Source organism: Streptomyces sp. CB01635, assembly GCF_002803065.1.
GTDB lineage: Bacteria > Actinomycetota > Actinomycetes > Streptomycetales > Streptomycetaceae > Streptomyces.
The window spans coordinates 14483-38982 of the sequence record NZ_NNBL01000021.1; the positions used below are offsets into that span (position 1 = coordinate 14483).

Annotated in this window: 22 protein-coding genes; 20 read left to right on the plus strand and 2 right to left on the minus strand. The window is 71.2% G+C overall.

Annotated elements, in window-relative coordinates; translation table 11 throughout:
* The first annotated feature begins 27 nt into the window (after positions 1-27).
* The 4 genes from CG723_RS34265 to nusB all read left to right on the plus strand — a co-directional run bounded on the left by CG723_RS34265 (position 28) and on the right by nusB (position 3241).
* Positions 28-975 (plus strand): AAA family ATPase, encoded by a 948-nt coding sequence (locus tag CG723_RS34265; RefSeq protein ID WP_100597413.1) that lies wholly within the window; start codon positions 28-30, stop codon positions 973-975.
* A 93-nt stretch (positions 976-1068) separates the two neighbouring features.
* Positions 1069-2187, plus strand: coding sequence for an aminopeptidase P family protein (locus tag CG723_RS34270; RefSeq protein ID WP_100597414.1), 1119 nt, complete (start codon positions 1069-1071; stop codon positions 2185-2187).
* Between the two features lie 50 nt (positions 2188-2237).
* A complete protein-coding gene (gene efp, locus CG723_RS34275; RefSeq protein WP_100597415.1) occupies positions 2238-2804 on the plus strand; it encodes an elongation factor P in 567 nt (188 codons plus the stop codon).
* A 2-nt stretch (positions 2805-2806) separates the two neighbouring features.
* Positions 2807-3241 carry a transcription antitermination factor NusB gene (gene nusB / locus CG723_RS34280; protein WP_100597416.1) on the plus strand — a complete coding sequence of 145 codons (435 nt, stop codon included), beginning with the start codon at positions 2807-2809 and terminating at the stop codon, positions 3239-3241.
* Between the two features lie 169 nt (positions 3242-3410).
* Here the strand turns inward: nusB and bldD are convergent, their stop codons facing one another.
* Entirely contained in the window at positions 3411-3911 is a 501-nt protein-coding gene (bldD, locus tag CG723_RS34285; protein ID WP_100597417.1) for a transcriptional regulator BldD, read from the minus strand.
* A gap of 242 nt (positions 3912-4153) precedes the next feature.
* Between bldD and pyrR the strand changes: the two genes are divergently transcribed.
* The 14 genes from pyrR to CG723_RS34355 all read left to right on the plus strand — a co-directional run bounded on the left by pyrR (position 4154) and on the right by CG723_RS34355 (position 20953).
* Positions 4154-4729: a bifunctional pyr operon transcriptional regulator/uracil phosphoribosyltransferase PyrR gene (gene pyrR, locus CG723_RS34290; protein ID WP_100597418.1), complete on the plus strand. Its 576-nt coding sequence runs from the start codon at positions 4154-4156 to the stop codon at positions 4727-4729.
* An 81-nt stretch (positions 4730-4810) separates the two neighbouring features.
* On the plus strand, positions 4811-5788 hold the full coding sequence (locus CG723_RS34295) for an aspartate carbamoyltransferase catalytic subunit (protein WP_100597419.1): 978 nt from the start codon (positions 4811-4813) through the stop codon (positions 5786-5788).
* Positions 5789-5793: 5 nt separating this feature from the next.
* A complete protein-coding gene (locus CG723_RS34300) occupies positions 5794-7080 on the plus strand; it encodes a dihydroorotase (RefSeq protein ID WP_100597420.1) in 1287 nt (428 codons plus the stop codon).
* Positions 7081-7085: 5 nt separating this feature from the next.
* On the plus strand, positions 7086-7688 hold the full coding sequence (locus CG723_RS34305) for a PH-like domain-containing protein (protein WP_442802616.1): 603 nt from the start codon (positions 7086-7088) through the stop codon (positions 7686-7688).
* Positions 7685-8827 carry a glutamine-hydrolyzing carbamoyl-phosphate synthase small subunit gene (gene carA / locus CG723_RS34310; RefSeq protein ID WP_100597422.1) on the plus strand — a complete coding sequence of 381 codons (1143 nt, stop codon included), beginning with the start codon at positions 7685-7687 and terminating at the stop codon, positions 8825-8827. The genes CG723_RS34305 and carA overlap by 4 nt, the downstream gene beginning before the upstream one ends.
* Entirely contained in the window at positions 8820-12128 is a 3309-nt protein-coding gene (gene carB / locus CG723_RS34315) for a carbamoyl-phosphate synthase large subunit (protein ID WP_100597423.1), read from the plus strand. Before carA ends, carB begins: the two co-directional genes overlap by 8 nt.
* A 57-nt stretch (positions 12129-12185) precedes the next feature.
* On the plus strand, positions 12186-13295 hold the full coding sequence (locus CG723_RS34320; protein WP_100597424.1) for a quinone-dependent dihydroorotate dehydrogenase: 1110 nt from the start codon (positions 12186-12188) through the stop codon (positions 13293-13295).
* Positions 13292-14137 carry an orotidine-5'-phosphate decarboxylase gene (gene pyrF / locus CG723_RS34325; RefSeq protein WP_100597425.1) on the plus strand — a complete coding sequence of 282 codons (846 nt, stop codon included), beginning with the start codon at positions 13292-13294 and terminating at the stop codon, positions 14135-14137. Before CG723_RS34320 ends, pyrF begins: the two co-directional genes overlap by 4 nt.
* Before the next feature lie 395 nt (positions 14138-14532).
* Positions 14533-14856 carry an integration host factor gene (locus CG723_RS34330; protein WP_026246651.1) on the plus strand — a complete coding sequence of 108 codons (324 nt, stop codon included), beginning with the start codon at positions 14533-14535 and terminating at the stop codon, positions 14854-14856.
* A gap of 58 nt (positions 14857-14914) precedes the next feature.
* On the plus strand, positions 14915-15472 hold the full coding sequence (gmk, locus tag CG723_RS34335; protein WP_100597426.1) for a guanylate kinase: 558 nt from the start codon (positions 14915-14917) through the stop codon (positions 15470-15472).
* A 91-nt stretch (positions 15473-15563) separates the two neighbouring features.
* On the plus strand, positions 15564-15836 hold the full coding sequence (gene rpoZ / locus CG723_RS34340; protein ID WP_005319902.1) for a DNA-directed RNA polymerase subunit omega: 273 nt from the start codon (positions 15564-15566) through the stop codon (positions 15834-15836).
* A 132-nt stretch (positions 15837-15968) separates the two neighbouring features.
* On the plus strand, positions 15969-17219 hold the full coding sequence (gene coaBC, locus CG723_RS34345) for a bifunctional phosphopantothenoylcysteine decarboxylase/phosphopantothenate--cysteine ligase CoaBC (RefSeq protein ID WP_199842007.1): 1251 nt from the start codon (positions 15969-15971) through the stop codon (positions 17217-17219).
* A 249-nt stretch (positions 17220-17468) separates the two neighbouring features.
* On the plus strand, positions 17469-18677 hold the full coding sequence (gene metK, locus CG723_RS34350; protein WP_100597428.1) for a methionine adenosyltransferase: 1209 nt from the start codon (positions 17469-17471) through the stop codon (positions 18675-18677).
* Between the two features lie 125 nt (positions 18678-18802).
* Positions 18803-20953 (plus strand): primosomal protein N', encoded by a 2151-nt coding sequence (locus tag CG723_RS34355; protein WP_100597429.1) that lies wholly within the window; start codon positions 18803-18805, stop codon positions 20951-20953.
* 148 nt (positions 20954-21101) lie between these two features.
* Here CG723_RS34355 and CG723_RS34360 read toward each other — a convergent pair whose 3' ends face one another.
* The gene (locus CG723_RS34360) at positions 21102-21641 is read right to left on the minus strand and encodes a hypothetical protein (protein ID WP_100597430.1); all 540 of its coding nucleotides are present in this window, start codon (positions 21639-21641) and stop codon (positions 21102-21104) included.
* Positions 21642-21899: 258 nt separating this feature from the next.
* On the opposite strand from CG723_RS34360, the gene fmt reads away from it, so the two are divergent.
* Complete coding sequence (gene fmt, locus CG723_RS34365) at positions 21900-22844, plus strand: methionyl-tRNA formyltransferase (protein WP_100597431.1); 945 nt, start codon at positions 21900-21902, stop codon at positions 22842-22844.
* 34 nt (positions 22845-22878) lie between these two features.
* The gene (locus tag CG723_RS34370) at positions 22879-24345 is read left to right on the plus strand and encodes an RsmB/NOP family class I SAM-dependent RNA methyltransferase (protein WP_100597432.1); all 1467 of its coding nucleotides are present in this window, start codon (positions 22879-22881) and stop codon (positions 24343-24345) included.
* The last annotated feature ends 155 nt before the right edge of the window (positions 24346-24500 follow it).

The window sequence follows — 24500 nt, forward strand, 5'->3', positions numbered from 1 at the left end:
TGCCTGTACGAGACGGAGTCGCACCGGATGCAGCACGGAGTGGGTTCGCCGCTGCCGCCGCCCCCTCAGCAGGGGCACGGACCGGCCGCCGGCTGGTCCCAGGCCGGGCATCACCCGGGCCCCGGACCGGCGGGTCCGCCACCGCCTGCACCCGGCTTCGTCGGCCCACCGGGCCCCTCGGGCCCGGCACCGCACGCCCCGGCGCCCGCCCCGCACCAACCCGCGCCGCACCCCCAGGCTCCGCACACCCAGCCGCCGCAGAGCCAGCCCCCGCAACCGGGCGTCGTCCCTCAGCACGCCCCCCAGCAGTCCCCGCAGCCCCCTTCACGGGACACCACGGGCCATGTGCAGCTCCCGCCCGGCGGCCCCGTCGCGATGCCGAGCCCGCCGCCCGCCGCGGGCACCGCCGACGCCACCGCCACGACGCTCGCCGTCCTGCTCATCGGCCCCGCCGGCGCGGGCAAGACGAGCGTCGCCAAGTACTGGGCGGACCAGCGCCGCGTCCCCACGGCTCACATCAGCCTCGACGACGTACGCGAGTGGGTGCGCTCCGGATTCGCCGACCCGCAGTCGGGGTGGAACGACCACTCCGAGGCCCAGTACCGCCTCGCCCGCCGCACCTGTGGCTTCGCCGCGCGCAACTTCCTGGCCAACGGCATCTCCTGCATCCTCGACGACGCCGTCTTCCCGGACCGTCCGGTCGTGGGCCTCGGCGGCTGGAAGCGGCACGTGGGCCCCGGCCTGCTGCCCGTGGTGCTGCTCCCGGGCCTGGAGATCGTCCTCGAGCGCAACGCGGAGCGCAGCGGGAACCGCCGTCTCACGGACGAGGAAGTCGCCCGCATCCACGGCCGCATGGCCGGCTGGTACGGCTCGGGTCTGCCCATCATCGACAACTCCCAGATGGACGTGCCCACCACGGCCCGCGTCCTCGACGACGTCCTCGCGCGCTCGATCGCGAGCCCGCCCCAGTGGTAGCGGGCCGCGCAGAGCGCCCTGGAGGGGCCACCTCGCCGCCCGTCCGGACGCGCTGGCCGGGCCGCGCACCTCTGTCACTCGTACGCTCGATTCATGTCAGAGGTGTACGCGGCCCGTAGGGACCGGCTGAGGGAGCGCGCTGCGGCGGGCGGCAGTGCCGCCGCCCTTGTCTCGCGCCCCGCCAACGTTCGCTATCTCGCGGGTGCGGCGCCCCATGGTGCCGTACTTCTGCTGGGTAAGGGCCCCGGCGCCGAAGGCGACGTCCTGATGTGCCGGGTGCCCCCCAGCGACCAGCCTGCCGACGGGCGGCCCGACGAGTCGCTGCGGATCCAGGTGCTCGATGCGCCCGGCGGAGACCCCGCCGTCGCCGCCGCCGACGTCGCGCTGACCCTCGGGGCGGATTCGCTCGCCGTCGAGGAGCACCATCTGACCGTGGCCAGGCACCGGGCGCTCGGCTCCGTGGCGCCACGGCTGCGCCTCGGCGACCTGGGCAGCGCCGTGGAGCAGCTGCGGCTCGTCAAGGACGAGGACGAGATCTCCTGTCTGCGCATCGCTGCCGAGATCGCCGACCAGGCCCTCGGTGAACTGCTCGAATCGATCCTCGTCGGCCGCACCGAACGCCACCTCGCCCTGGAGCTGGAGCGCCGTCTCGTCGACCACGGCGCCGACGGCCCCGCCTTCCCGACCTCGGTCGGCACCGGGCCGAACTCGGGCCGCGGCGCCCACCGCCCCACCGATCGCCGCGTGGAGGAGGGCGACTTCCTCTCGGTCTGCCTCGGCGCCGCCTACCGCGGCTACCGTTGCGAGATCGGCCGTACGTTCGTGATCGGCACCTCGCCCGCGGACTGGCAGATCGACCTGTACGACCTGGTCTTCGCAGCCCAGAGGGCCGGCCGGGAGAGCCTCGCACCCGGCGCCGAGTGCCGCGAGGTGGACCGCGCGGCACGCCACGTACTGGACTCCGCGGGGTACGCGGACGGCCTCTCACAGCTCACCGGACACGGTGTCGGACTCGAAATCGACGAGGAGCCGCAGTTGGCCCCCGCGGCCATGGGTAAACTGGACCTTTGTGTGCCGGTCACCGTCGAACCGGGGGTCCACCTCCCGGGCCGGGGCGGTGTCCGGATCGATGACACGCTCGTCGTGCGCCCCGAGGCGGACGGCGGACCCGAGCTACTCACCATTACGACCAAGGAGCTGCTCGCGCTGTAAGGCGCGCGCGCCCGGGGTCGTCCATCGTCAGTCCAGGAGATTCCGCAACCGTGGCTTCCACGAACGACCTCAAGAACGGCCTGGTGCTCAAGCTCGACGGGGGCCAGCTCTGGTCCGTCGTCGAGTTCCAGCACGTCAAGCCCGGCAAGGGCCCTGCCTTTGTGCGCACCAAGCTCAAGAACGTGCTCTCCGGGAAGGTCGTCGACAAGACCTTCAACGCCGGCGTCAAGGTCGAGACGGCCACGATCGACAAGCGCGACATGCAGTTCTCGTACATGGACGGCGAGTACTTCGTCTTCATGGACATGCAGACGTACGACCAGCTCATGGTCGACCGCAAGTCTGTCGGTGACGCCGCCAACTTCCTGATCGAGGGCTTCAACGCCTCGGTCGCGCAGCACGAGGGCGAGGTGCTCTTCGTCGAGCTGCCGGCCGCCGTCGAGCTCGTCGTCCAGGAGACCGAGCCGGGCGTCCAGGGCGACCGCTCCACCGGTGGCACCAAGCCCGCCACGCTGGAGACCGGCCACCAGATCCAGGTGCCGCTCTTCATCACGACCGGCGAGAAGATCAAGGTCGACACCCGCACGAGCGACTACCTCGGCCGGGTGAACAGCTAACCGTGGCTGCTCGCAACACGGCCCGCAAGCGCGCCTTCCAGATCCTTTTCGAGGCAGACCAGCGCGGAGTCGACGTCCAGACGGTCCTCGCGGACTGGATCCGGCACTCCCGGTCCGACACCCGGCAGCCGCCGGTCAGCGAGTACACGATGGAGCTGGTAGAGGGATACGCGCGCAAGACCGCGCGTATCGACGAGCTCATCTCGCAGTACGCCGTTGGGTGGACCCTGGACAGGATGCCGGTCGTCGACCGCAACATCCTGCGCCTGGGCGCCTACGAACTCGTCTGGGTCGACGACACTCCGGACGCCGTGGTGCTCGACGAGGCCGTGCAGCTCGCCAAGGAGTTCTCCACGGACGACTCCCCGGCCTTCGTCAACGGGCTTCTGGGACGCTTCAAGGACCTGAAGCCGACGCTGCGCCGCGACGAGGCGTAGCAGACAGGCAGCGACAGTCATCAGGCCCGGAGCGGAACACTGAATCAGTGTTCCGCTCCGGGCCTGATGCGTTCCTGGGACGACGGCAGGGCACGGAAACGCCGGAGGGGCGGGCCGCGAAAACGCGGGCCCGCCCCTCCGGCGTGACGTTTCTGCCAGCTTCTGTTCGTCAGAGGTCGTCGTGTGCGACGGCGCGACGCGCGTCGGCGTCCAGGACGCCCCAGCTGATGAGCTGCTCGGTGAGGACCGAGGGCGACTGGTCGTAGATGACGGCGAGGGTGCGCAGGTCGTCCTGGCGGATCGACAGCACCTTGCCGTTGTAGTCGCCACGCTGGGACTGGATCGTCGCCGCGTAGCGCTGCAGGGGGCCCGCCTTCTCCGGCGGGACGTGGGCCAGGCGCTCCAGGTCGAGGACGAGCTTGGGCGGGGGCTCGGCCGCACCGCCCGGCGTGGTGCCCGGCAGGAGCTCCTGCACCGGCACCCCGTAGAAGTCCGCCAGCTCGGCGAGGCGCTGCACGGTCACGGCACGGTCGCCGCGCTCGTACGAACCGACCACGACCGCCTTCCAGCGTCCCTGGGACTTCTCCTCGACACCGTGGAGGGAAAGGCCCTGCTGGGTGCGGATGGCGCGGAGCTTGGCCCCGAGCTGTTTGGCGTATTCGCTGGACATATAGCTCCCGGACGCTGTATCAACGTGCGGCTCCGCCGCGTGGCTGGTAACTCACTGTGAGGTTACGCAGCGTTACTTGGCTGCGTCAAGCCGAGTGGTCCGATACCGACCTTCCCCCGGAACGGCGTCTCTCGCACCTCCAGGGGGGTGATCAGCGGCGTTCCGGGCCTGGTACCGTGGATGGCGCAAATCCGACGTCCTTTAAGGTCCGTCCCGTGAGGCGGAGAAGGGGGTCCGTTTTTATGGACATCAGCAGCTCCGATGAGGCACGCCCCGTACTCGAGGGTCCCGACATCGCGCGGGTACTGACCCGCATCGCTCACGAGATCGTCGAGCGCGCCAAGGGCGCCGAAGACGTCGTGCTCCTGGGCATTCCCACCCGCGGCGTCTTCCTGGGCCGCCGGCTCGCGGACAAGCTCGAAGAGATCACCGGACGCAAGATCCCGGTCGGCTCCCTCGACATCACCATGTACCGCGACGACCTGCGCATGCACCCGCCGCGGGCGCTGGCCCGCACGGAGATCCCCGCCGACGGCATCGACGGCCGCCTCGTCGTCCTCGTCGACGACGTGCTCTTCTCCGGCCGCACCATCCGCGCCGCACTCGACGCCCTGAACGACATCGGGCGCCCCCGCGCCGTGCAGCTCGCGGTCCTCGTCGACCGCGGCCACCGCGAACTCCCCATTCGCGCCGACTACGTCGGCAAGAACCTCCCCACGTCGCTGCGGGAGACGGTCAAGGTCCAGCTCGCCGAGGAGGACGGACGCGACTCCGTGCTGCTCGGCGCCAAGCGGACCGCTCCGGCCGGCGAGCAGTAGCCGCCCTCAGCCCGACCCTGAGGGTGCTGCCGCGCGCCCGTATGCCCGAATACTCCTGAACTTTCCTACGGAGCCTCCCCGATGATGCGACACCTCATCTCGGCCGCCGACCTCACCCGCGACGACGCCGTCCTCATCCTCGACACCGCCGAGGAGATGGCCCGGGTCGCCGACCGGCCGATCAAGAAGCTGCCCGCCCTGCGCGGCCGCACGATCTGCAACCTCTTCTTCGAGGACTCGACCCGCACCCGGATCTCCTTCGAGGCCGCCGAGAAGCGCCTCTCCGCGGACGTCATCAACTTCGCCGCCAAGGGATCCAGCGTCTCCAAGGGCGAGTCCCTCAAGGACACCGCGCAGACCCTGGAGGCGATGGGCGTCGACGCCGTCGTCATCCGGCACGGCGCATCCGGCGCGCCCTACCGCCTCGCCACCTCGGGCTGGATCGACGCCCCGGTCATCAACGCGGGCGACGGCACCCACCAGCACCCCACGCAGGCGCTCCTCGACGCGTTCACGATGCGTCGCCGCCTGGTCGGGCGCGACGCCGGACTCGGCAAGGACCTCGAGGGCAAGCGCATCACGCTCGTCGGGGACGTCCTGCACAGCCGCGTCGCCCGCTCGAACGTCGACCTGCTGCACACCCTCGGCGCCGAGGTCACCCTCGTCGCCCCGCCGACCCTCGTCCCGGTCGGCGTCGAGACCTGGCCCTGCGAGGTCTCGTACGACCTCGACAGCACCCTGCCGAAGTCCGACGCCGTCATGATGCTGCGCGTTCAGCGTGAGCGGATGAACGCCGCCTTCTTCCCGACCGAGCGCGAGTACTCGCGTCGCTACGGCCTGGACGGCGACCGCATGGCGAAGATGCCCGAGCACGCCATCGTGATGCACCCGGGCCCGATGGTCCGCGGCATGGAGATCACCGCCGAGGTCGCCGACTCCGACCGCTGCACGGTCATCGAGCAGGTCGCCAACGGCGTCTCCATCCGCATGGCCGTCCTGTACCTGCTTCTGGGCGGCAACGAGCCCGCCGTCACCCACACCCGTACCGAGGAGAAGTAAGAACCATGAGCAAGATCCTTATCCGAGGTGCGAAGGTGCTCGGCGGCGAGCAGCAGGACGTCCTGGTCGACGGCTCCGTCATCGAGGCGGTCGGCACCGGCCTGTCCGCCGAGGGCGCCCAGGTCGTCGAGGCCGGCGGCAAGGTGCTCCTGCCGGGTCTCGTCGACCTGCACACCCACCTGCGCGAGCCCGGCCGCGAGGACTCCGAGACCGTCCTCACCGGTACCCAGGCGGCCGCCTCCGGTGGCTACACCGCTGTGTTCGCCATGGCCAACACCTTCCCGGTCGCCGACACCGCCGGTGTCGTCGAGCAGGTCTACCGGCTCGGCCAGGAGCACGGCTACTGCGACGTGCAGCCCATCGGCGCCGTCACCGTCGGCCTGGAGGGCAAGAAGCTCGCCGAGCTCGGCGCCATGCACGAGTCCGCCGCCGGCGTCACCGTCTTCTCCGACGACGGCAAGTGCGTCGACGACGCGGTGATCATGCGCCGCGCCCTGGAGTACGTGAAGGCCTTCGGCGGCGTCGTCGCCCAGCACGCCCAGGAGCCCCGCCTCACCGAGGGCGCCCAGATGAACGAGGGCATCGTGTCGGCGGAGCTCGGGCTCGGCGGCTGGCCCGCCGTCGCCGAGGAGTCGATCATCGCCCGCGACGTGCTGCTCGCCGAACACGTCGGCTCCCGCGTGCACATCTGCCACCTGTCCACGGCCGGTTCGGTCGAGATCGTGCGCTGGGCCAAGTCCCGCGGCATCGACGTCACCGCCGAGGTCACCCCGCACCACCTGCTCCTCACCGACGAGCTGGTCCGCTCGTACAACCCCGTCTACAAGGTCAACCCGCCGCTGCGCACCGAGCGCGACGTGATGGCCCTGCGCGAGGCCCTCGCCGACGGCACGATCGACATCGTCGCCACCGACCACGCCCCGCACCCGCACGAGGACAAGGACTGCGAGTGGGCCGCGGCCGCCATGGGCATGGTCGGGCTCGAGACCGCCCTGTCCGTCGTGCAGCAGACGATGGTCGAGACCGGTCTGCTCGACTGGGCCGGCGTCGCCGACCGCATGGCCGTCAAGCCCGCGCAGATCGGCGGCGCCAAGGGCCACGGACGGCCCGTCTCGGCAGGTGAGCCCGCGAACCTGGTCCTGGTCGACGCCGATTACCGTGGAGCCGTGGACCCCGCCGGCTTCGCCTCGCGCAGCCGCAACACGCCCTACGAGGGGCGTGAGCTGCCCGGGCGCGTCACGCACACGTGGCTGCGGGGCAAGGCCACGCTCGTCGACGGGAAGCTCGCGTGACACGACTGACGCAACCACTGGCAGTGCTCGCCGCCGAACAGAAGTCGGCGGACGTGACGGACTGGCCCGACCGGATCGGCTGGATCGTCGGGCTGCTCCTCTTCATCGCGCTCGTCTACTGGCTGATGCGCCAGGGCTGGAAGTGGCGCGGCACCCTCCAGGGCGACCTGCCGCCGCTCCCCACCGCGCCGTCCGCGCCCGGTCCGGCCAGACTTGAGCTGAGCGGCCGGTACCACGGCTCCACGACCGCGGGGCAGTGGCTCGACCGCATCGTGGCGCACGGTCTCGGCACCCGCAGCCGCGTCGAGCTCACGCTCACGGACGCGGGTCTGGACGTCGTACGCCCCGGGGCCACGGACTTCTTCATCCCCGTCGCACAGCTGCGCGAGGCCCGGCTCGACAAGGGCATCGCCGGCAAGGTCCTCACGGAGGGCGGTCTCCTGATCGTCACCTGGGGGCACGGGGACAAGCTGATCGACTCCGGCTTCCGCTCCGACCACGCCGCGGAGCAGGCCGAGTGGGTCGAGTCCCTCAACAACATGATCGACACGAGTAGCTCAAGCAGCACGAACAGCACGACCATCACGACGGAAGGCACCGCACGATGACGACCTCCACCCGGGGAGCCGCCAACGCTCCCGCCGTACTCGTCCTGGAGGACGGCCGCATCTTCCGCGGCCGCGCCTACGGGGCCGTGGGGGAGACCTTCGGTGAGGCGGTGTTCAACACCGGCATGACCGGTTACCAGGAGACGCTGACCGACCCGTCGTACCACCGGCAGGTCGTCGTGATGACCGCCCCGCACGTCGGCAACACCGGCGTGAACGACGAGGACCCCGAGTCGAAGCAGATCTGGGTCGCGGGCTACGTCGTGCGGGACCCCGCGCGCGTGCCCTCCAACTGGCGCTCGCAGCGCTCGCTCGACGAGGAGCTGCGCAAGCAGGGCGTCGTCGGCATCAGCGGCATCGACACCCGCGCCCTCACCCGCCACCTGCGCGAGCGCGGCGCCATGCGCGTCGGTATCTTCTCCGGCAACGCGCTGCCCGACGACGGCACGATGCTCGCCGAGGTGCGCCAGGCGCCCGAGATGAAGGGCGCGAACCTCGCCGCCGAGGTCGCCACCAAGGAGGCGTACGTCGTCCCCGCGATCGGTGCGAAGAAGTTCACCGTCGCCGCCGTCGACCTCGGCATCAAGGGCATGACACCGCACCGGATGGCCGAGCGCGGCATCGAGGTGCACGTGCTGCCCGCGACGGCCACGGCCGAGGACATCTACGCGGTGCGGCCCGACGGCGTGTTCTTCTCCAACGGCCCGGGCGACCCGGCCACCGCCGACGGCCCCGTCGCGGTCATGCGGGAGGTCCTCTCCCGTAAGACCCCGCTGTTCGGCATCTGCTTCGGCAACCAGATCCTCGGCCGCGCCCTCGGCTTCGGCACCTACAAGCTGAAGTACGGCCACCGCGGCATCAACCAGCCGGTGCAGGACCGCACGACCGGCAAGGTCGAGGTCACCGCGCACAATCACGGATTCGCCGTCGACGCCCCGCTCGACAAGGTCTCCGACACCCCCTTCGGCCGCGCCGAGGTCTCCCACGTCTGCCTGAACGACCAGGTCGTCGAGGGGCTCCACCTCCTCGACCAGCCGGCGTTCAGCGTCCAGTACCACCCCGAGGCAGCGGCGGGCCCGCACGACGCGGCCTACCTGTTCGACCGCTTCGTAGAGCTCATGGAGGGCCAGCGTGCCTAAGCGCACCGATATCCAGTCCGTCCTGGTCATCGGTTCCGGACCGATCGTCATCGGCCAGGCCGCCGAGTTCGACTACTCGGGCACCCAGGCCTGCCGCATCCTGCGCGCCGAGGGCCTGCGGGTCATCCTCGTGAACTCCAACCCGGCGACGATCATGACCGACCCGGAGATCGCCGACGCCACGTACGTCGAGCCGATCACCCCCGAGTTCGTCGAGAAGATCATCGCCAAGGAGCGCCCCGACGCGCTCCTGCCCACCCTCGGCGGCCAGACCGCGCTCAACACCGCGATCTCCATGCACGAGAACGGTGTCCTCGAGAAGTACGGCGTCGAGCTCATCGGCGCCAACGTCGAGGCCATCAACAAGGGCGAGGACCGCGACCTCTTCAAGGGCGTAGTCGAGGCCGTCAAGGCCAAGATCGGCCACGGTGAGTCCGCCCGCTCGGTCATCTGCCACACCATGGACGACGTCATCAAGGGCGTCGACACGCTCGGCGGCTACCCCGTCGTCGTCCGCCCCTCCTTCACGATGGGCGGCGCGGGCTCCGGCTTCGCGCACGACGAGGAGGAGCTGCGCCGCATCGCCGGCCAGGGCCTGACCCTGTCTCCCACCACCGAGGTGCTCCTGGAGGAGTCCATCCTCGGCTGGAAGGAGTACGAGCTCGAGCTGATGCGCGACAAGAACGACAACGTCGTGGTCGTCTGCTCCATCGAGAACTTCGACCCGATGGGCGTCCACACGGGTGACTCGATCACCGTCGCCCCGGCGATGACGCTCACCGACCGCGAGTACCAGCGTCTGCGCGACATCGGCATTGCGATCATCCGCGAGGTCGGCGTCGACACCGGCGGCTGCAACATCCAGTTCGCGATCGACCCGGCCGACGGCCGGATCATCGTCATCGAGATGAACCCGCGCGTCTCCCGCTCCTCGGCGCTCGCGTCGAAGGCCACCGGCTTCCCGATCGCGAAGATCGCCGCCAAGCTGGCCGTCGGCTACACGCTCGACGAGATCCCGAACGACATCACCGAGAAGACGCCGGCCTCCTTCGAGCCGACGCTCGACTACGTGGTCGTGAAGGCCCCGCGGTTCGCCTTCGAGAAGTTCCCGTCCGCCGACTCCACCCTCACCACCACCATGAAGTCGGTGGGCGAGGCCATGGCGATCGGCCGCAACTTCACCGAGGCGCTCCAGAAGGCGCTGCGCTCCCTGGAGAAGAAGGGCAGCCAGTTCACCTTCGTCGGCGAGCCCGGTGACAAGACCGCGCTCCTCGAAGAGGCCGTCCGCCCGACCGACGGTCGCATCAACACCGTCATGCAGGCCATCCGCGCCGGCGCCACCCAGGAAGAGGTCTTCGAGTACACGAAGATCGACCCCTGGTTCGTCGACCAGCTCTTCCTCATCAAGGAGCTCGCGGACGAGCTGGCCGCCGCCGAGCGCCTCGACGTCGACCTGATCGCCGAGGCCAAGCGGCACGGCTTCTCCGACGCCCAGATCGCCGAGATCCGCGGCCTGCGCGAGGACGTCGTCCGCGAGGTGCGCCACGCTCTCGGTGTCCGCCCGGTCTACAAGACGGTCGACACCTGCGCCGCCGAGTTCGCCGCGAAGACCCCGTACTTCTACTCGTCGTACGACGAGGAGAGCGAGGTCGCGCCGCGCACCAAGCCCGCCGTGATCATCCTGGGCTCGGGCCCCAACCGCATCGGCCAGGGCATCGAGTTCGACTACTCCTGCGTCCACGCCTCCTTCGCTCTGAGCGACGCCGGCTACGAGACCGTCATGGTCAACTGCAACCCGGAGACCGTGTCCACGGACTACGACACCTCCGACCGCCTGTACTTCGAGCCGCTGACGCTCGAGGACGTCCTGGAGATCGTCCACGCGGAGTCTCTCGCGGGCCCGATCGCGGGCGTCGTCGTCCAGCTCGGCGGCCAGACCCCGCTGGGCCTGGCGCAGGCACTCAAGGACAACGGCGTACCGGTCGTGGGCACCCCGCCCGAGGCGATCCACGCCGCCGAGGACCGCGGCGCCTTCGGCCGCGTCCTCGCCGAGGCCGGTCTGCCCGCGCCCAAGCACGGCACGGCGACCACCTTCTCCGGGGCCAAGGCCATCGCCGACGAGATCGGCTACCCGGTCCTCGTCCGCCCGTCGTACGTCCTCGGCGGCCGCGGCATGGAGATCGTGTACGACGAGGCCCGCCTCGCCTCGTACATCGAGGAGTCCACGGAGATCTCCCCGTCCCGCCCCGTGCTCGTCGACCGCTTCCTCGACGATGCGATCGAGATCGACGTGGACGCGCTCTACGACGGTCACGAGCTCTACCTCGGCGGCGTCATGGAGCACATCGAGGAGGCCGGCATCCACTCCGGCGACTCGGCGTGCGCCCTGCCCCCGATCACGCTGGGCGGCTTCGACATCAAGCGCCTGCGTGCCTCGACCGAGGCCATCGCCAAGGGCGTCGGCGTCCGAGGCCTGATCAACATCCAGTTCGCCATGGCCGGCGACATCCTCTACGTCCTCGAGGCCAACCCCCGCGCCTCGCGCACCGTCCCCTTCACCTCGAAGGCGACCGCGGTGCCGCTCGCCAAGGCCGCCGCGCGCATCTCTCTCGGCGCGACCGTGGCCGAGCTGCGCGCGGAGGGCCTGCTCCCGAAGACCGGCGACGGCGGCACGCTGCCGCTGGACGCGCCGATCTCCGTCAAGGAGGCCGTGATGCCGTGGAGCCGCTTCCGCGACGTCCACGGACGCGGCGTGGACACCGTCCTCGGCCCGGAGATGCGCTCCACCGGCGAGGTCATGGGCATCGACTCGGTCTTCGGCACGGCGTACGCCAAGTCGCAGGCCGGCGCGTACGGCCCGCTGCCGACGAAGGGCCGCGCGTTCATCTCGGTCGCCAACCGGGACAAGCGCACGATGATCTTCCCGGCGCGCGAGCTCGTCGCCCACGGCTTCGAACTGCTCGCCACGTCCGGCACCGCCGAGGTGCTGCGCCGCAACGGCATCAACGCCACGGTCGTGCGCAAGCTCAGCGAGGGTGAGGGCCCGAACGGTGAGAAGACCATCGTCCAGCTGATCCACGACGGCCAGGTCGACCTCATCGTCAACACCCCGTACGGCACGGGCGGCCGCCTCGACGGCTATGAGATCCGTACGGCGGCGGTGGCGCGCAGCGTCCCGTGCCTGACCACGGTGCAGGCCCTCGCGGCCGCCGTACAGGGCATCGACGCCCTCAACCACGGTGACGTGGGCGTCCGTTCACTCCAGGAACACGCGGAACACCTGACCGCGGCCCGCGACTAGCAGCCCACAGAGGGGGACATCGGAAACGGTGTCCCCCTCCGTGTGAGGACACCCACGATGTACAAACTCTTCTTCAACCTCGTCTTCAAGCGCATGGACCCGGAGCAGGCCCACTACCTGGCCTTCCGCTGGATCCGCCTCGCGGCCCGCGTCCCCGTGCTCCGCACGGTCGTCGCCGCCGTCCTCGCGCCCCGCCACGAAGAGCTGCGCACGGAGGCCCTCGGCCTGCGGATGCACGGCCCCTTCGGGCTCGCCGCCGGCTTCGACAAGAACGCCGTCGCGATCGACGGCATGACGATGCTCGGCTTCGACCACATCGAGATCGGCACCGTCACGGGCGAGCCGCAGCCCGGCAACCCCAAGAAGCGCCTGTTCCGCCTCGTGCCGGACCGCGCGCTGATCAACCGCATGGGGTTCAACAACGAGGGTTCCGCGGCCGTGGCGGAGCGCCTGGCGGCCCGCAGGCCCGCCTTCAGGGCCACGGTCGGCGTGAACATCGGCAAGACCAAGGTCGTGCCCGAGGAGGAGGCGGCCGGCGACTACGTGAAGTCGACCGAGCGGCTCGCCGCCCACGCCGACTACCTCGTCGTGAACGTCTCCTCGCCGAACACGCCCGGCCTGCGCAACCTCCAGGCCACCGAGGCGCTGCGCCCGCTCCTGACCGCCGTGCGCGAGGCCGCCGACCGCACCGTCACCTCGCGCCGCGTCCCCCTCCTGGTGAAGATCGCCCCCGACCTCGCCGACGAGGACGTCGACGCCGTCGCCGACCTGGCGGTGGAGCTCGGTCTCGACGGGATCATCGCCACGAACACCACCATCGCGCGCGACAGTCTCGGCCTGGCCTCCGACCCGTCCCTCGTGAAGGAGACCGGCGGCCTGTCCGGCGCACCCCTCAAGGCACGCTCCCTGGAGGTCCTCAGGCGCCTCTACGCGCGCGTGGGGGACCGGATCACCCTGGTGGGCGTCGGCGGCATCGAGAACGCCGAGGACGCCTGGCAGCGCATCCTCGCCGGCGCCACCCTCGTCCAGGGCTACAGCGCCTTCATCTACGAGGGCCCGTTCTATGCTCGCGACCTCCACAAGGGCCTCGCCGCCCGCCTGAACGCCTCGCCGTACGCCACCCTCGCCGACGCCGTCGGCGCCGACGTGAAGAAGGCCCACGCATGACGGTTCTCGAACCCTTCGGCGCCCGCCTGCGCCGCGCCATGGACGAGCGCGGTCCCCTGTGCGTGGGCATCGACCCGCACGCGGCGCTCCTGTCGGCCTGGGGCCTGAACGACGACATCGACGGCCTGGAGCGCTTCACGCGGACCTCGGTCGAGGCGCTCGCCGACACCGTCGCCGTCGTCAAGCCGCAGTCGGCGTTCTTCGAGCGCTTCGGTTCGCGCGGCGTAGCCGTCCTGGAGCGCGCCGTCGCGGACCTGCGCGCCGCCGGCACGCTGGTCGTCATGGACGCCAAGCGCGGCGACATCGGCTCCACCATGGCCGCGTACGCGGAGACCTTCCTGCACAAGGACTCCCCGCTCTTCTCGGACGCCCTCACCGTCTCGCCGTACCTCGGCTACGGGTCCCTGAAGCCGGCCGTCGACCTGGCCCGTGAGTCGGGCGCCGGGCTCTTCGTCCTCGCCCTGACCTCCAACCCGGAGGGCGGCGAGGTCCAGCACGCCGTACGCGCCGACGGGCGCAATGTGGGCGCGACGATGCTCGCCCACCTCTCCGAGGAGAACGCGGGCGAGACGCCCATGGGCTCCTTCGGCGCGGTCGTCGGCGCGACGCTCGGGGACCTGTCCTCGTACGACCTGGACATCAACGGTCCGCTCCTCGCCCCGGGCATCGGCGCCCAGGGCGCGACCCCGGCGGATCTGCCGGCCGTCTTCGGTGCGGCCGCGCGCAACGTCGTCCCGAACGTCAGCCGCGCCGTCCTGAAGGCGGGCCCCTCGGTCGCCGCCCTGCGTGATGCGTCGGTCCGCTTCGCCGACGAGGTCCGCGCGGCGGTCGCCGCCGGCTGACCCGATCGGGTCACGGAATCGCGGCTGTTCGAGGCGCTGAGAGGCGCCGCCGAGGTGCGAAAAGAGTCCTGGCGGGGGCCCGCGGGAGCCTCCTTGACCATTCCGTGATGTTTCAACGGGGCCTCGAGGAGGGGCTCGCACACGGATCCGGGCAGAAATCCGGGGCTATATGTCTGTAATGTCGGGCTCGACGGAGGCTGACCAGGACTTTTCGTCTGTTCTCGCTGACTCAGGCGGTCCTGGCCGCTAGTCTCCGTCGAGTGGGGGCCCTCCCACGCTCTCAAGGCAGTGGGGGAGAAACGGGCGAGCGTATTGCTCGTTGCTCCCCAGGTGAGGGGCGACTAAGTTCCTCACCGGTCCGTATCCGACAGTTCGACATCCGAGGTGACGTAGGCGTGGCTCTTCCGCCCCTTACCCCTGAACAGCGCGCAGCCGCGCTCGAAAAGGCCGCCGCGGCTCGCCGGGAGCGGGCCGAGGTCAAGAATCGACTCAAGCACTCCGGCGCCTCCTTGCACGAGGTCATCAAGCAGGGTCAGGAGAACGACGTCATCGGCAAGATGAAGGTCTCCGCCCTTCTTGAGTCTCTCCCCGGCGTGGGCAAGGTCCGCGCCAAGCAGATCATGGAGCGGCTCGGAATTTCCGAGAGCCGCCGCGTGCGTGGACTCGGTTCCAACCAGATCGCGTCCCTGGAGCGCGAGTTCGGCAGCACCGGCGCCTAGTCCTCCGTGCCCGGACCGACTGGTCCGGGCACGCGGGGATAGCTGGAATAATCGCTGCATGAGTGAACGTCCGCGGCTGACCGTGCTCTCCGGCCCCTCCGGGGTCGGCAAGAGCACGGTCGTCGCTCATATGCGCAAGGAACACCCCGAGGTCTGGCTGTCGGTTTCGGCCACCACCCGCAAGCCGCGACCCGGCGAGAAGCACGGTGTCCACTACTTCTTCGTCACCGACGAGGAAATGGACAAGCTGATCGCCAACGGCGAGCTGCTGGAGTGGGCCGAGTTCGCGGGCAACCGGTACGGCACCCCGCGCCGGGCCGTCCTGGACCGTCTCGAGTCGGGCGAACCCGTCCTCCTCGAGATCGATCTCCAGGGCGCCAGACTCGTCCGCGAGTCGATGCCCGAGGCGCAGCTGGTCTTCCTCGCCCCGCCGAGCTGGGAGGAGCTGGTCCGCCGGCTCACCGGCCGGGGGACCGAGGCCCCCGAGGTGATCGAGCGCAGACTCGCGGCAGCCAAGGTCGAACTCGCAGCCGAAGCGGAGTTCGATACGACCCTGGTCAACACCTCCGTCGAAGACGTGGCCCGTGAGCTGCTAGCCTTGATGAGAGTTGTTTGATCTTCGATCTATTTGGGATCTCGAATTCCGCCGGAGCAATCCCGCGTTTCCTTGATCACATGTGATCTTCAATCCCATCGGAAGGCAGAGAGTGTCCTCTTCCATTACCGCGCCCGAGGGCATCATCAACCCGCCGATTGATGAGCTGCTCGAGGCGACCGACTCGAAGTACAGCCTCGTGATCTACGCCGCCAAGCGCGCGCGTCAGATCAACGCGTACTACTCGCAGCTCGGTGAGGGCCTGCTCGAGTACGTCGGCCCGCTGGTGGACACCCACGTCCACGAGAAGCCGCTCTCGATCGCGCTCCGCGAGATCAACGCGGGGCTGCTGACGTCCGAGGCCATCGAGGGTCCGGCTCAGTAAGCAATCAGTTTTTCTTGGCCACAGGCCCGGCAGCGCGACTGCCGGGCCTGTGGTGTGTCATGGAGTCGTACGGGTCCAAGGGGAGTCGTACGTTCCCGAGTGCGGGAATCCGAGTGCGGGGAGGCACGGACGGTGGACAAGCCCAAGGTCGTTCTGGGGGTCAGTGGCGGAATCGCCGCCTACAAGGCGTGCGAGCTCCTGCGCCGGCTGACCGAGTCCGGGCACGACGTACGCGTCGTGCCGACGGAGTCCGCCCTGCACTTCGTGGGGGAGGCGACCTGGTCGGCGCTGTCCGGCAACCCCGTCTCGACCGAGGTCTGGGAGTCCGTCCACGAGGTCCCGCACGTGCGCATCGGCCAGCACGCCGACCTGGTGATCGTCGCGCCCGCGACCGCCGACATGCTCGCCAAGGCCGCGCACGGCCTCGCCGACGACCTCCTCACGAACACGCTCCTGACCGCCCGCTGTCCGGTCGTCTTCGCCCCCGCCATGCATACGGAGATGTGGGAGCACCCGGCGACGCGGGAGAACGTGGCCACGCTCCGCCGCCGCGGCGCCCTCGTCATCGAGCCCGCCGTCGGCCGCCTCACCGGCGTCGACACGGGCAAGGGCCGCTTCCCCGACCCGGTGGAGATCTTCGAATTCGCCCGTCGGGTCCTCGCGCGCGGCGATCTGGCGACCACCCAGGACCTCGCCGGACGGCACGTCGTCATCAGTGCAGGCGGCACCCGCGAGCCCCTCGACCCGGTCCGCTTCCTCGGCAACCGCTCCTCGGGCAAGCAGGGCTACGCCCTCGCCCGCACGGCGGTCGCCCGCGGCGCCCGCGTCACCCTCCTCGCGGCGAACGCGACGCTGCCCGACCCGGCCGGCGTCGACGTCGTCCACATAGGGACGGCAGTAGAGCTGCGCGAGGCCGTCCTCGAGGCGGCGCCGGAGGCGGACGTGGTGGTCATGGCGGCAGCCGTGGCCGACTTCCGCCCCGAGACGTACGCCACAGGGAAGATCAAGAAGAAGGACGGGCAGGAGCCGGAGCCCATCGTCCTGGTCCGCAACCCGGACATCCTCGCCGAGCTCTCGGCGGACCGGCCGCGCCCCGGGCAGATCGTCGTCGGCTTCGCCGCGGAGACGGACGACGTCCTCGCCAACGGCCGCAAGAAACTGGCCCGCAAGGGCTGTGACCTGCTCGTGGTCAACGAGGTGGGGGAGCGCAAGACCTTCGGCTCCGAGGAGAACGAGGCCGTTCTGCTCGGCGCGGACGGCAGCGAGGCCCCGGTCCCGCACGGCCCGAAGGAAGTGCTCTCCGACACGATCTGGGACGCGGTCGCCCGGCTGCTGCCCATCGGCGACGAGCGGGCCGTGGAGCGGATCTACGACGGCGAGTGAATGCCGCTTTCGCTCCAGCGGAGGTCCCGAACCGCACGAAGCGCTTACAATTCGGACACGTTCGCCTCTTCCTAAGAGCGATCGTCGTACCGCAGAATGCAGTGCCGCTGGTCACAGCGCTCCCAAGTGGCGAGACGCGTGGTCCGACGGCCGAGAGTGACCGATAAACTGGTCACGGACGACGCCGGGCGCAGCCCCCGGCCGTCCGCAAATGATCAGCCAGCAGCCGCTGCAACCACAGGGAGCGTTGTGTCCCGTCGCCTGTTCACCTCGGAGTCCGTGACCGAGGGTCACCCCGACAAGATCGCTGACCAGATCAGCGACACCATTCTTGACGCGCTTCTGCGGGAGGACCCGACCTCCCGGGTCGCCGTGGAGACGCTCATCACCACGGGCCTCGTGCACGTCGCCGGTGAGGTCACGACCAAGGCGTACGCGCCGATCGCGCAGCTCGTGCGCGACAAGATCCTCGAGATCGGCTACGACTCCTCGAAGAAGGGCTTCGACGGCGCCTCCTGCGGCGTGTCGGTGTCCATCGGCTCGCAGTCCCCCGACATCGCCCAGGGCGTCGACACGGCGTACGAGTCGCGTGTCGAGGGTGACGAGGACGAGCTCGACAAGCAGGGCGCGGGCGACCAGGGCCTGATGTTCGGCTACGCCTGCGACGAGACGCCCGAGCTGATGCCGCTCCCGATCCACCTCGCGCACCGCCTCTCGCGGCGCCTGTCCGAGGTTCGCAAGAACGGGACGATCCCGTACCTGCGCCCCGACGGCAAGACCCAGGTCACCATCGAGTACGACGGCGACAAGGCGGTCCGCCTCGACACGGTCGTGGTCTCCTCCCAGCACGCGTCGGACATCGACCTCGAGTCGCTGCTCGCCCCCGACATCCGCGAGTTCGTCGTGGAGCACGTCCTGAACCAGCTCATCGAGGACGGCATCAAGCTGGACACCGAGGGTTACCGCCTTCTGGTGAACCCGACCGGCCGCTTCGAGATCGGCGGCCCGATGGGCGACGCCGGCCTCACCGGTCGCAAGATCATCATCGACACGTACGGCGGAATGGCCCGCCACGGCGGCGGCGCCTTCTCCGGCAAGGACCCGTCGAAGGTCGACCGCTCCGCCGCGTACGCGATGCGCTGGGTCGCCAAGAACGTCGTCGCGGCCGGACTCGCCTCGCGCTGCGAGGTCCAGGTCGCGTACGCGATCGGCAAGGCCGAGCCCGTCGGCCTGTTCGTCGAGACCTTCGGCACGGCGACGGTGGACACGGACAGGATCGAGCAGGCGATCGCCGAGGTCTTCGACCTCCGCCCCGCCGCGATCATCCGCGACCTCGACCTGCTGCGCCCGATCTACGCGCAGACCGCCGCGTACGGCCACTTCGGCCGCGAGCTTCCCGACTTCACGTGGGAGCGCACGGACCGCGTGGACGCGCTGCGTAAGGCCGCGGGCCTCTAAGCGGGACCCCGCGGCGGACGACGCCTGTAAGTGAACGGCCCCGGACCGGTTCGGTCCGGGGCCGTCGCGCGTCTTCGCCACCATCGCGGCGGCCGCTGTCAGTGCAGTCTGGTAGGAATTTGGCTGTGAGCAGCGAGAACGGGCAGGGCGACGGCGGTGGTGAGGGTGCGCCGCCCGAGCAGCTTGCGCTGATTCGGGAGAGCGTGCGGCAGGCCAAGGTGCCGCGGGCCAAGCCGCGTACGTGGCGGGGGGCCGCGCTCGCCAAGGAGCTGCCCGTGGCCCGGGTGCTCGTCGACAAGGGCGTGCTGCATCTCGACCGGTACTTCGACTACGCGGTGCCCGAGGAGCTCGACGCCGACGCGCAGCCGGGGGTGCGGGTGCGGGTGCGGTTCGGCGCCGGGAAGCATTCCGTACGGGACGGGCGCCGCGAGGGGGGCGGGCTGATCGACGGGTTCGTCGTCGCGCGGGTCGCCGAGTCCGAGTACCAGGGGCCGCTGGCCGCCCTCGCGCAGGTCGTGTCGCCCGAGCCCGTGCTCGGGGAGGAGCTGCTCGGCCTCGCCCGCGCCGTCGCCGACCGGTACGCGGGAAGCCTCGCCGACGTGCTCCAGCTGGCCGTCCCGCCACGGAACGCGCGCGCCGAGAAGAAGCCGTCGCCCGAGCCGCTCCCGCCTCCGCCGGCGCCGGACGCGGGGAGCTGGCGGCGGTACGAGCGCGGGCCGGGCTTCCTGGACGCTCTCGCGTCCGGTGGCGCGCCCCGGGCCGTGTGGAACGCGCTGCCAGGACCCGAGTGGGCCGACGAAGTGGCGCGCGCCGTCGCCGCGACCCTCTCCTCCGGGCGCGGGGCCCTGGTCGTGGTGCCCGACGGGCGGGCGGTCGCGCGGGTCGACGCCGCGCTGAGCGCCGTACTCGGCGAGGGACGGCATGCCGTGCTGACCGCCGACGCGGGTCCCGAGAAGCGGTATCGCGAGTGGCTCGGGGTGCGGCGCGGGGCGGTGCAGGCGGTCGTGGGGACGCGGGCCGCGATGTTCGCCCCTGTGCGGGACCTGGGGCTCGTGGTCATTTGGGACGACGGGGACTCCAGCCATGCGGAGCCGCATGCTCCGCAGCCGCACGCGCGCGATGTGCTGCTCTTGCGAGCGGCGCACGACAAGTGTGCCTTCTTGCTCGGGAGTTGGAGCTGCACGGTCGAGGCCGCGCAGCTCGTCGAGAGCGGTTGGGCCGCGCCCCTCATCGCTGGTCGTGAGCAAGTACGGGGCGCCGCGCCCCTCGTACGGACCGTGGGGGACGGGGACCTCGCGCGCGACGAGGCGGCGCGGGCCGCGCGACTGCCGACGCTCGCGTGGCAGGCGGTGCGGGAAGGGCTGAAGAGAGGGCCGGTTCTGGTGCAGGTGCCGCGGCGCGGATACGTGCCGCGACTCGCGTGCGAGCGGTGCCGCGAGCCCGCGCGCTGCCGCCACTGCGCCGGGCCCTTGGAAGCGAGCGAGGGGACCGCCGCCCTCAAGTGCGGCTGGTGCGGGCAGGAGGAGCGCGCCTGGCAGTGTCAGGAGTGCGGGGGGTTCCGGCTGCGGGCGCAGGTCGTGGGGGCGCGCAGGACGGCGGAGGAGCTGGGGCGGGCGTTTCCGGCGGTGCCGGTGCGCACGTCCGGGCGGGAGCAGGTTCTCGATACGGTGCCGGGGGCGCCGGCCCTCGTGGTGAGTACGCCGGGCGCGGAGCCGGTGGCCGAAGGCGGGTACGCGGCCGCGCTGTTGCTCGACGGCTGGGCGATGCTGGGCCGCCCCGACCTGCGGGCGGGGGAGGACGCGCTGCGGCGCTGGATCGCGGCGGCCTCGCTGGTCAGACCACAGGGGACGGGCGGCACGGTGGTGATCGTGGCCGAGCCGACGCTGCGTCCCGTGCAGGCGCTGGTGCGGTGGGACCCGGTGGGGCACGCCGTGCGGGAGCTTTCCGAGCGGGCCGAGCTCGGCTTTCCCCCGGTGTCGCGGATGGCGGCGGTGTCGGGTGCGCCCGAGGCGCTCGCCGGGTTCCTGGCGGCGGTGGAACTGCCGGGTGACGCCGAGGTGTTGGGCCCTGTCCCGGTGCCGGACGCGGCGCCGGGACCGTCACGCCGTCCCGGTGCGCCGCCGCCGGGGGAGCACTGGGAGCGCGTCCTGGTCAGGGTCCCGCCCGGCAGCGGCGCGGCACTCGCGTCGGCGCTGAAGCATGCTCAGGCGGCCCGGATGGCCAGGGGCGGCACGGAACCGGTACGGGTGCGGGTGGATCCGCCGGACATCGGCTGAGGTGGTGGACGTGGCGCGGGTGGCGCACCCGGAGCCGCCGGTGGCAATCGGCCTCTCCGGGTGCTGCCCCGAAACAACGCAGTACGCCCCACCACACCTCTGCCTCCCCGTACTTGACGATGTGCAGGGAGGCAGACCGCAGGTGAGGTCAGCCGTTACGCGGGCCGGGGAAGGCCGTTGGGCGGGGGTCCTCGCGGAGCACCGGGCTGCCCGCGGTCGGCTGCGTGGGCATGGAGCGGGCGGCGGGTACGGACGGGATCGTCGCCGTGCCGATGGGGACGGGGGGCCGTGTCCCCGCCGTCTCCGTGGCGCGCTCGGCCTCGGCCGCCGCCTGCGCCGCGGCCCTGCGGGCCCCGTACCGGCGGTGCACCGCCTGCTTCGTCACCCCGAGCGCGGAGCCCACGGCGTCCCACGAGAAGCCCAGCGAGCGGTCGAAGTCGACGGCGGCGGTCACCAGGGTCTCGACGCTGTCGCGCAGTTCCTGGGCCAGGCGGACGGTCGGGGCTGGAGCGCGCCCGTAGACGACGAAGCCCGCGGAGGGGCCGGAGCGGCGCGGACGGTAGACGTTGCCGAGCTGGGCGCTGAGGGTGCGCAGTGCGTCCACCTGCCGGCGGACCCGCTCGATGTCCCGTACCAGGAGGTGCAGGCTGGCCCGTGCCTGGGCGTCGTGGGTTGCGTGGTCGGCCATGAACAAGCCTCTCGAACCGGCGTTGAAACGGATGGGGCCGCATCTGTGGCCCGTGGTTGGTCAACTCTTCCTTGACCAACGCGCCAGTTGGTGAGGGGTCACGCTGGAGGGGCGTATGCGCATATGCGCAGGGCGCGCGTCCCTGCGTACGCCCCCAGGGGGAGGTGGCCCCGAATACCGGAGGAACGGGCCCGTGGAACGGCCATAGACTGGTGTGCTGCCCGTCAAGTCCCTGCCCCGAGAGGCCGAAAGACACCTATGAAGCTCGTCTTCGCAGGCACCCCCGAGGTCGCCGTTCCCGCTCTGGACGCCCTGATCGCCTCCGACCGGCACGAGGTCGCCGCGGTCGTCACCCGGCCGGACGCTCCCGCGGGCCGCGGCCGCAGGCTCGTCGCCAGTCCGGTCGCCGAGCGTGCGGAGGAGGCGGGGATCGAGGTCCTCAAGCCGGCGAAGCCGCGCGACGAGGCGTTCCTGGCCCGGCTGCGCGAGATCGCGCCCGACTGCTGCCCGGTCGTCGCCTACGGCGCGCTGCTGCCGAAGGTCGCCCTCGACGTCCCCGCCCGCGGCTGGGTCAACCTGCACTTCTCGTTGCTGCCCGCCTGGCGCGGCGCCGCCCCCGTACAGCACGCGATCATGGCCGGCGACGAGATCACCGGAGCGTCCACGTTCCTGATCGAGGAGGGGCTCGACTCCGGGCCCGTCTACGGGACGGTGACGGAAATGGTGCGGCCCACCGACACGAGCGGCGATCTGCTCACCCGGCTGGCCTTCGCCGGCGCCGGACTGCTCTCCGCGACCATGGACGGCATCGAGGACGGCTCCCTGAAGGCTGTGGCGCAGCCCGTCGACGGCATCACGGTCGCCCCGAAGATCACCGTCGAGAACGCGCACGTGGACTGGGCGGCGCCCGCCCTGCGGGTCGACCGCGTCGTCCGCGGCTGCACGCCCGCGCCCGGTGCCTGGACCGTCTTCCGGGACGAGCGCCTCAAGCTCATCCAGGCCGTCCCCGTCCCGGCCCGCACCGATCTCGCGCCCGGCGAGCTCGCCGTCGGCAAGAAGAACCTGTACGTCGGGACCGGGTCTTACGCGGTGGAGCTGCTGTGGGTGCAGGCCCAGGGCAAGAAGCCGATGGCCGCGGCCGACTGGGCGCGCGGGGTGCGGATCGCCCCGGGGGAGCGGCTGGGCGGGACCGACGTAGGCTGAATGGGTTCGAGCCGATACCAGCAGCGGAGCACCTTTGAACGACCAGCCCGGCCGGCGACCCCAGAAGTCGGGTAAGCCCGGCACCCCCGGGAAGCAGGGAAAGCCGTACCGCCGCCCTCAGAAGGACCCGGTCCGCTACCTCGCCTTCGAGGCGCTGCGGGCCGTGGACGAGCGCGATGCGTATGCGAACCTCGTGCTCCCGCCGCTGCTGCGCAAGGCCCGCGAGAAGGAGGGGCCCGAAAAGTTCGACGCCCGTGACGCCGCGCTCGCCACGGAGCTCGTCTACGGGACGCTGCGCCGGCAGGGCACGTACGACGCGATCGTCGCCGCCTGTATCGACCGGCCGCTGCGGGAGGTCGACCCGCCGGTTCTCGACGTGCTGAACATGGGCGTCCACCAGCTGCTCGGCACCCGGATCCCCACACACGCCGCCGTGTCGGCCTCCGTGGAGCTGGCGCGGGTCGTGCTCGGTGACGGGCGCGCCAAGTTCGTGAACGCCGTGCTCCGCAAGGTCGCGCAGGACGACCTCGACGGCTGGGTGGAGAAGGTCGCGCCCCCGTACGACGAGGACGCCGAGGACCATCTCGCCGTGGTGCATTCGCATCCGCGATGGATCGTGTCGGCGCTGTGGGACTCGCTCGGCGGCGGCCGTGCGGGCATCGAGGACCTGCTGGAGGCCGACAACGAGCGGCCCGAGGTCACGCTCGTGGCGCGGCCGGGCCGGACGACCGCGGACGTCGTCCTGGACGAGGTCGGCGAGGACTCGGCGCTGCCGGGGCGCTGGTCGCCGTACGCCGTGCGGCTCACCGAAGGCGGTGAGCCCGGCTCGCTCGACCCCGTGCGGACCGGCCGGGCCGGTGTCCAGGACGAGGGCAGCCAGCTCGTGGCGATCGCCCTCGCGAACGCGCCCCTGGAGGGCCGCGACGAGAAGTGGCTCGACGGCTGCGCAGGACCCGGCGGCAAGGCGGCCATGCTCGCCGGCCTCGCCTCCGAGCGCGGCGCCGCCCTGCTCGCCGCCGAGAAGCAGCCCCACCGCGCCCGCCTCGTGGCGAACGCGCTCGCGGGCAACCCCGGCCCGTACCAGGTCATCGCGGCCGACGGGACCCGTCCGCCGTGGGGGCCCGGCACCTTCGACCGCGTCCTCATGGATGTGCCGTGCACGGGTCTCGGCGCGCTGCGCCGCCGGCCCGAGGCGCGCTGGCGGCGGCGCCCCGAGGACCTGGAGGGCTTCGCGCCGCTCCAGCGCTCGCTCCTGACCACCGCCCTCGACTCCGTACGGGTGGGCGGCGTCGTCGGCTACGCGACCTGCTCGCCGCACCTGGCCGAGACCCGCGCGGTCGTGGACGACGTCATGAAGCACCACCCCGGCGCCGAACTCATCGACGCGCGCCCGCTGCTGCCGGGAGTACCGGCGCTCGGGGACGGCCCCGACATCCAGCTCTGGCCGCATCTGCACGGCACGGACGCGATGTATCTGGCCCTGATCCGGCGCACCGCCTGATCCGGACCCCGCCGCCTGACACGGACACGGCTGACCGCCGGTCCCGCGCGCCCTCAGGTGCCGGGGCCGGCGGCCTTTCCGGTCTCGCGGATCCGGGTCGCTCACCGTGGCACGGGGGCCCTGGCACGGCATCCGGGAAGCGAGACAGGTCTGGA

Excerpts from the sequence above, each read along its gene's own strand:
- CG723_RS34300 (WP_100597420.1), top strand. The coding sequence starts at position 5,794 with ATGAGCAAGATCCTTATCCGAGGTGCGAAGGTGCTCGGCGGCGAGCAG.
- CG723_RS34265 (WP_100597413.1), top strand. The coding sequence starts at position 28 with ATGCAGCACGGAGTGGGTTCGCCGCTGCCGCCGCCCCCTCAGCAGGGG.
- CG723_RS34360 (WP_100597430.1), bottom strand. The coding sequence starts at position 21,641 with ATGGCCGACCACGCAACCCACGACGCCCAGGCACGGGCCAGCCTGCAC.
- pyrR (WP_100597418.1), top strand. The coding sequence starts at position 4,154 with ATGGACATCAGCAGCTCCGATGAGGCACGCCCCGTACTCGAGGGTCCC.
- bldD (WP_100597417.1), bottom strand. The coding sequence starts at position 3,911 with ATGTCCAGCGAATACGCCAAACAGCTCGGGGCCAAGCTCCGCGCCATC.
- carA (WP_100597422.1), top strand. The coding sequence starts at position 7,685 with ATGACGACCTCCACCCGGGGAGCCGCCAACGCTCCCGCCGTACTCGTC.
- fmt (WP_100597431.1), top strand. The coding sequence starts at position 21,900 with ATGAAGCTCGTCTTCGCAGGCACCCCCGAGGTCGCCGTTCCCGCTCTG.
- CG723_RS34320 (WP_100597424.1), top strand. The coding sequence starts at position 12,186 with ATGTACAAACTCTTCTTCAACCTCGTCTTCAAGCGCATGGACCCGGAG.
- gmk (WP_100597426.1), top strand. The coding sequence starts at position 14,915 with ATGAGTGAACGTCCGCGGCTGACCGTGCTCTCCGGCCCCTCCGGGGTC.
- pyrF (WP_100597425.1), top strand. The coding sequence starts at position 13,292 with ATGACGGTTCTCGAACCCTTCGGCGCCCGCCTGCGCCGCGCCATGGAC.
- CG723_RS34270 (WP_100597414.1), top strand. The coding sequence starts at position 1,069 with ATGTCAGAGGTGTACGCGGCCCGTAGGGACCGGCTGAGGGAGCGCGCT.
- CG723_RS34295 (WP_100597419.1), top strand. The coding sequence starts at position 4,811 with ATGATGCGACACCTCATCTCGGCCGCCGACCTCACCCGCGACGACGCC.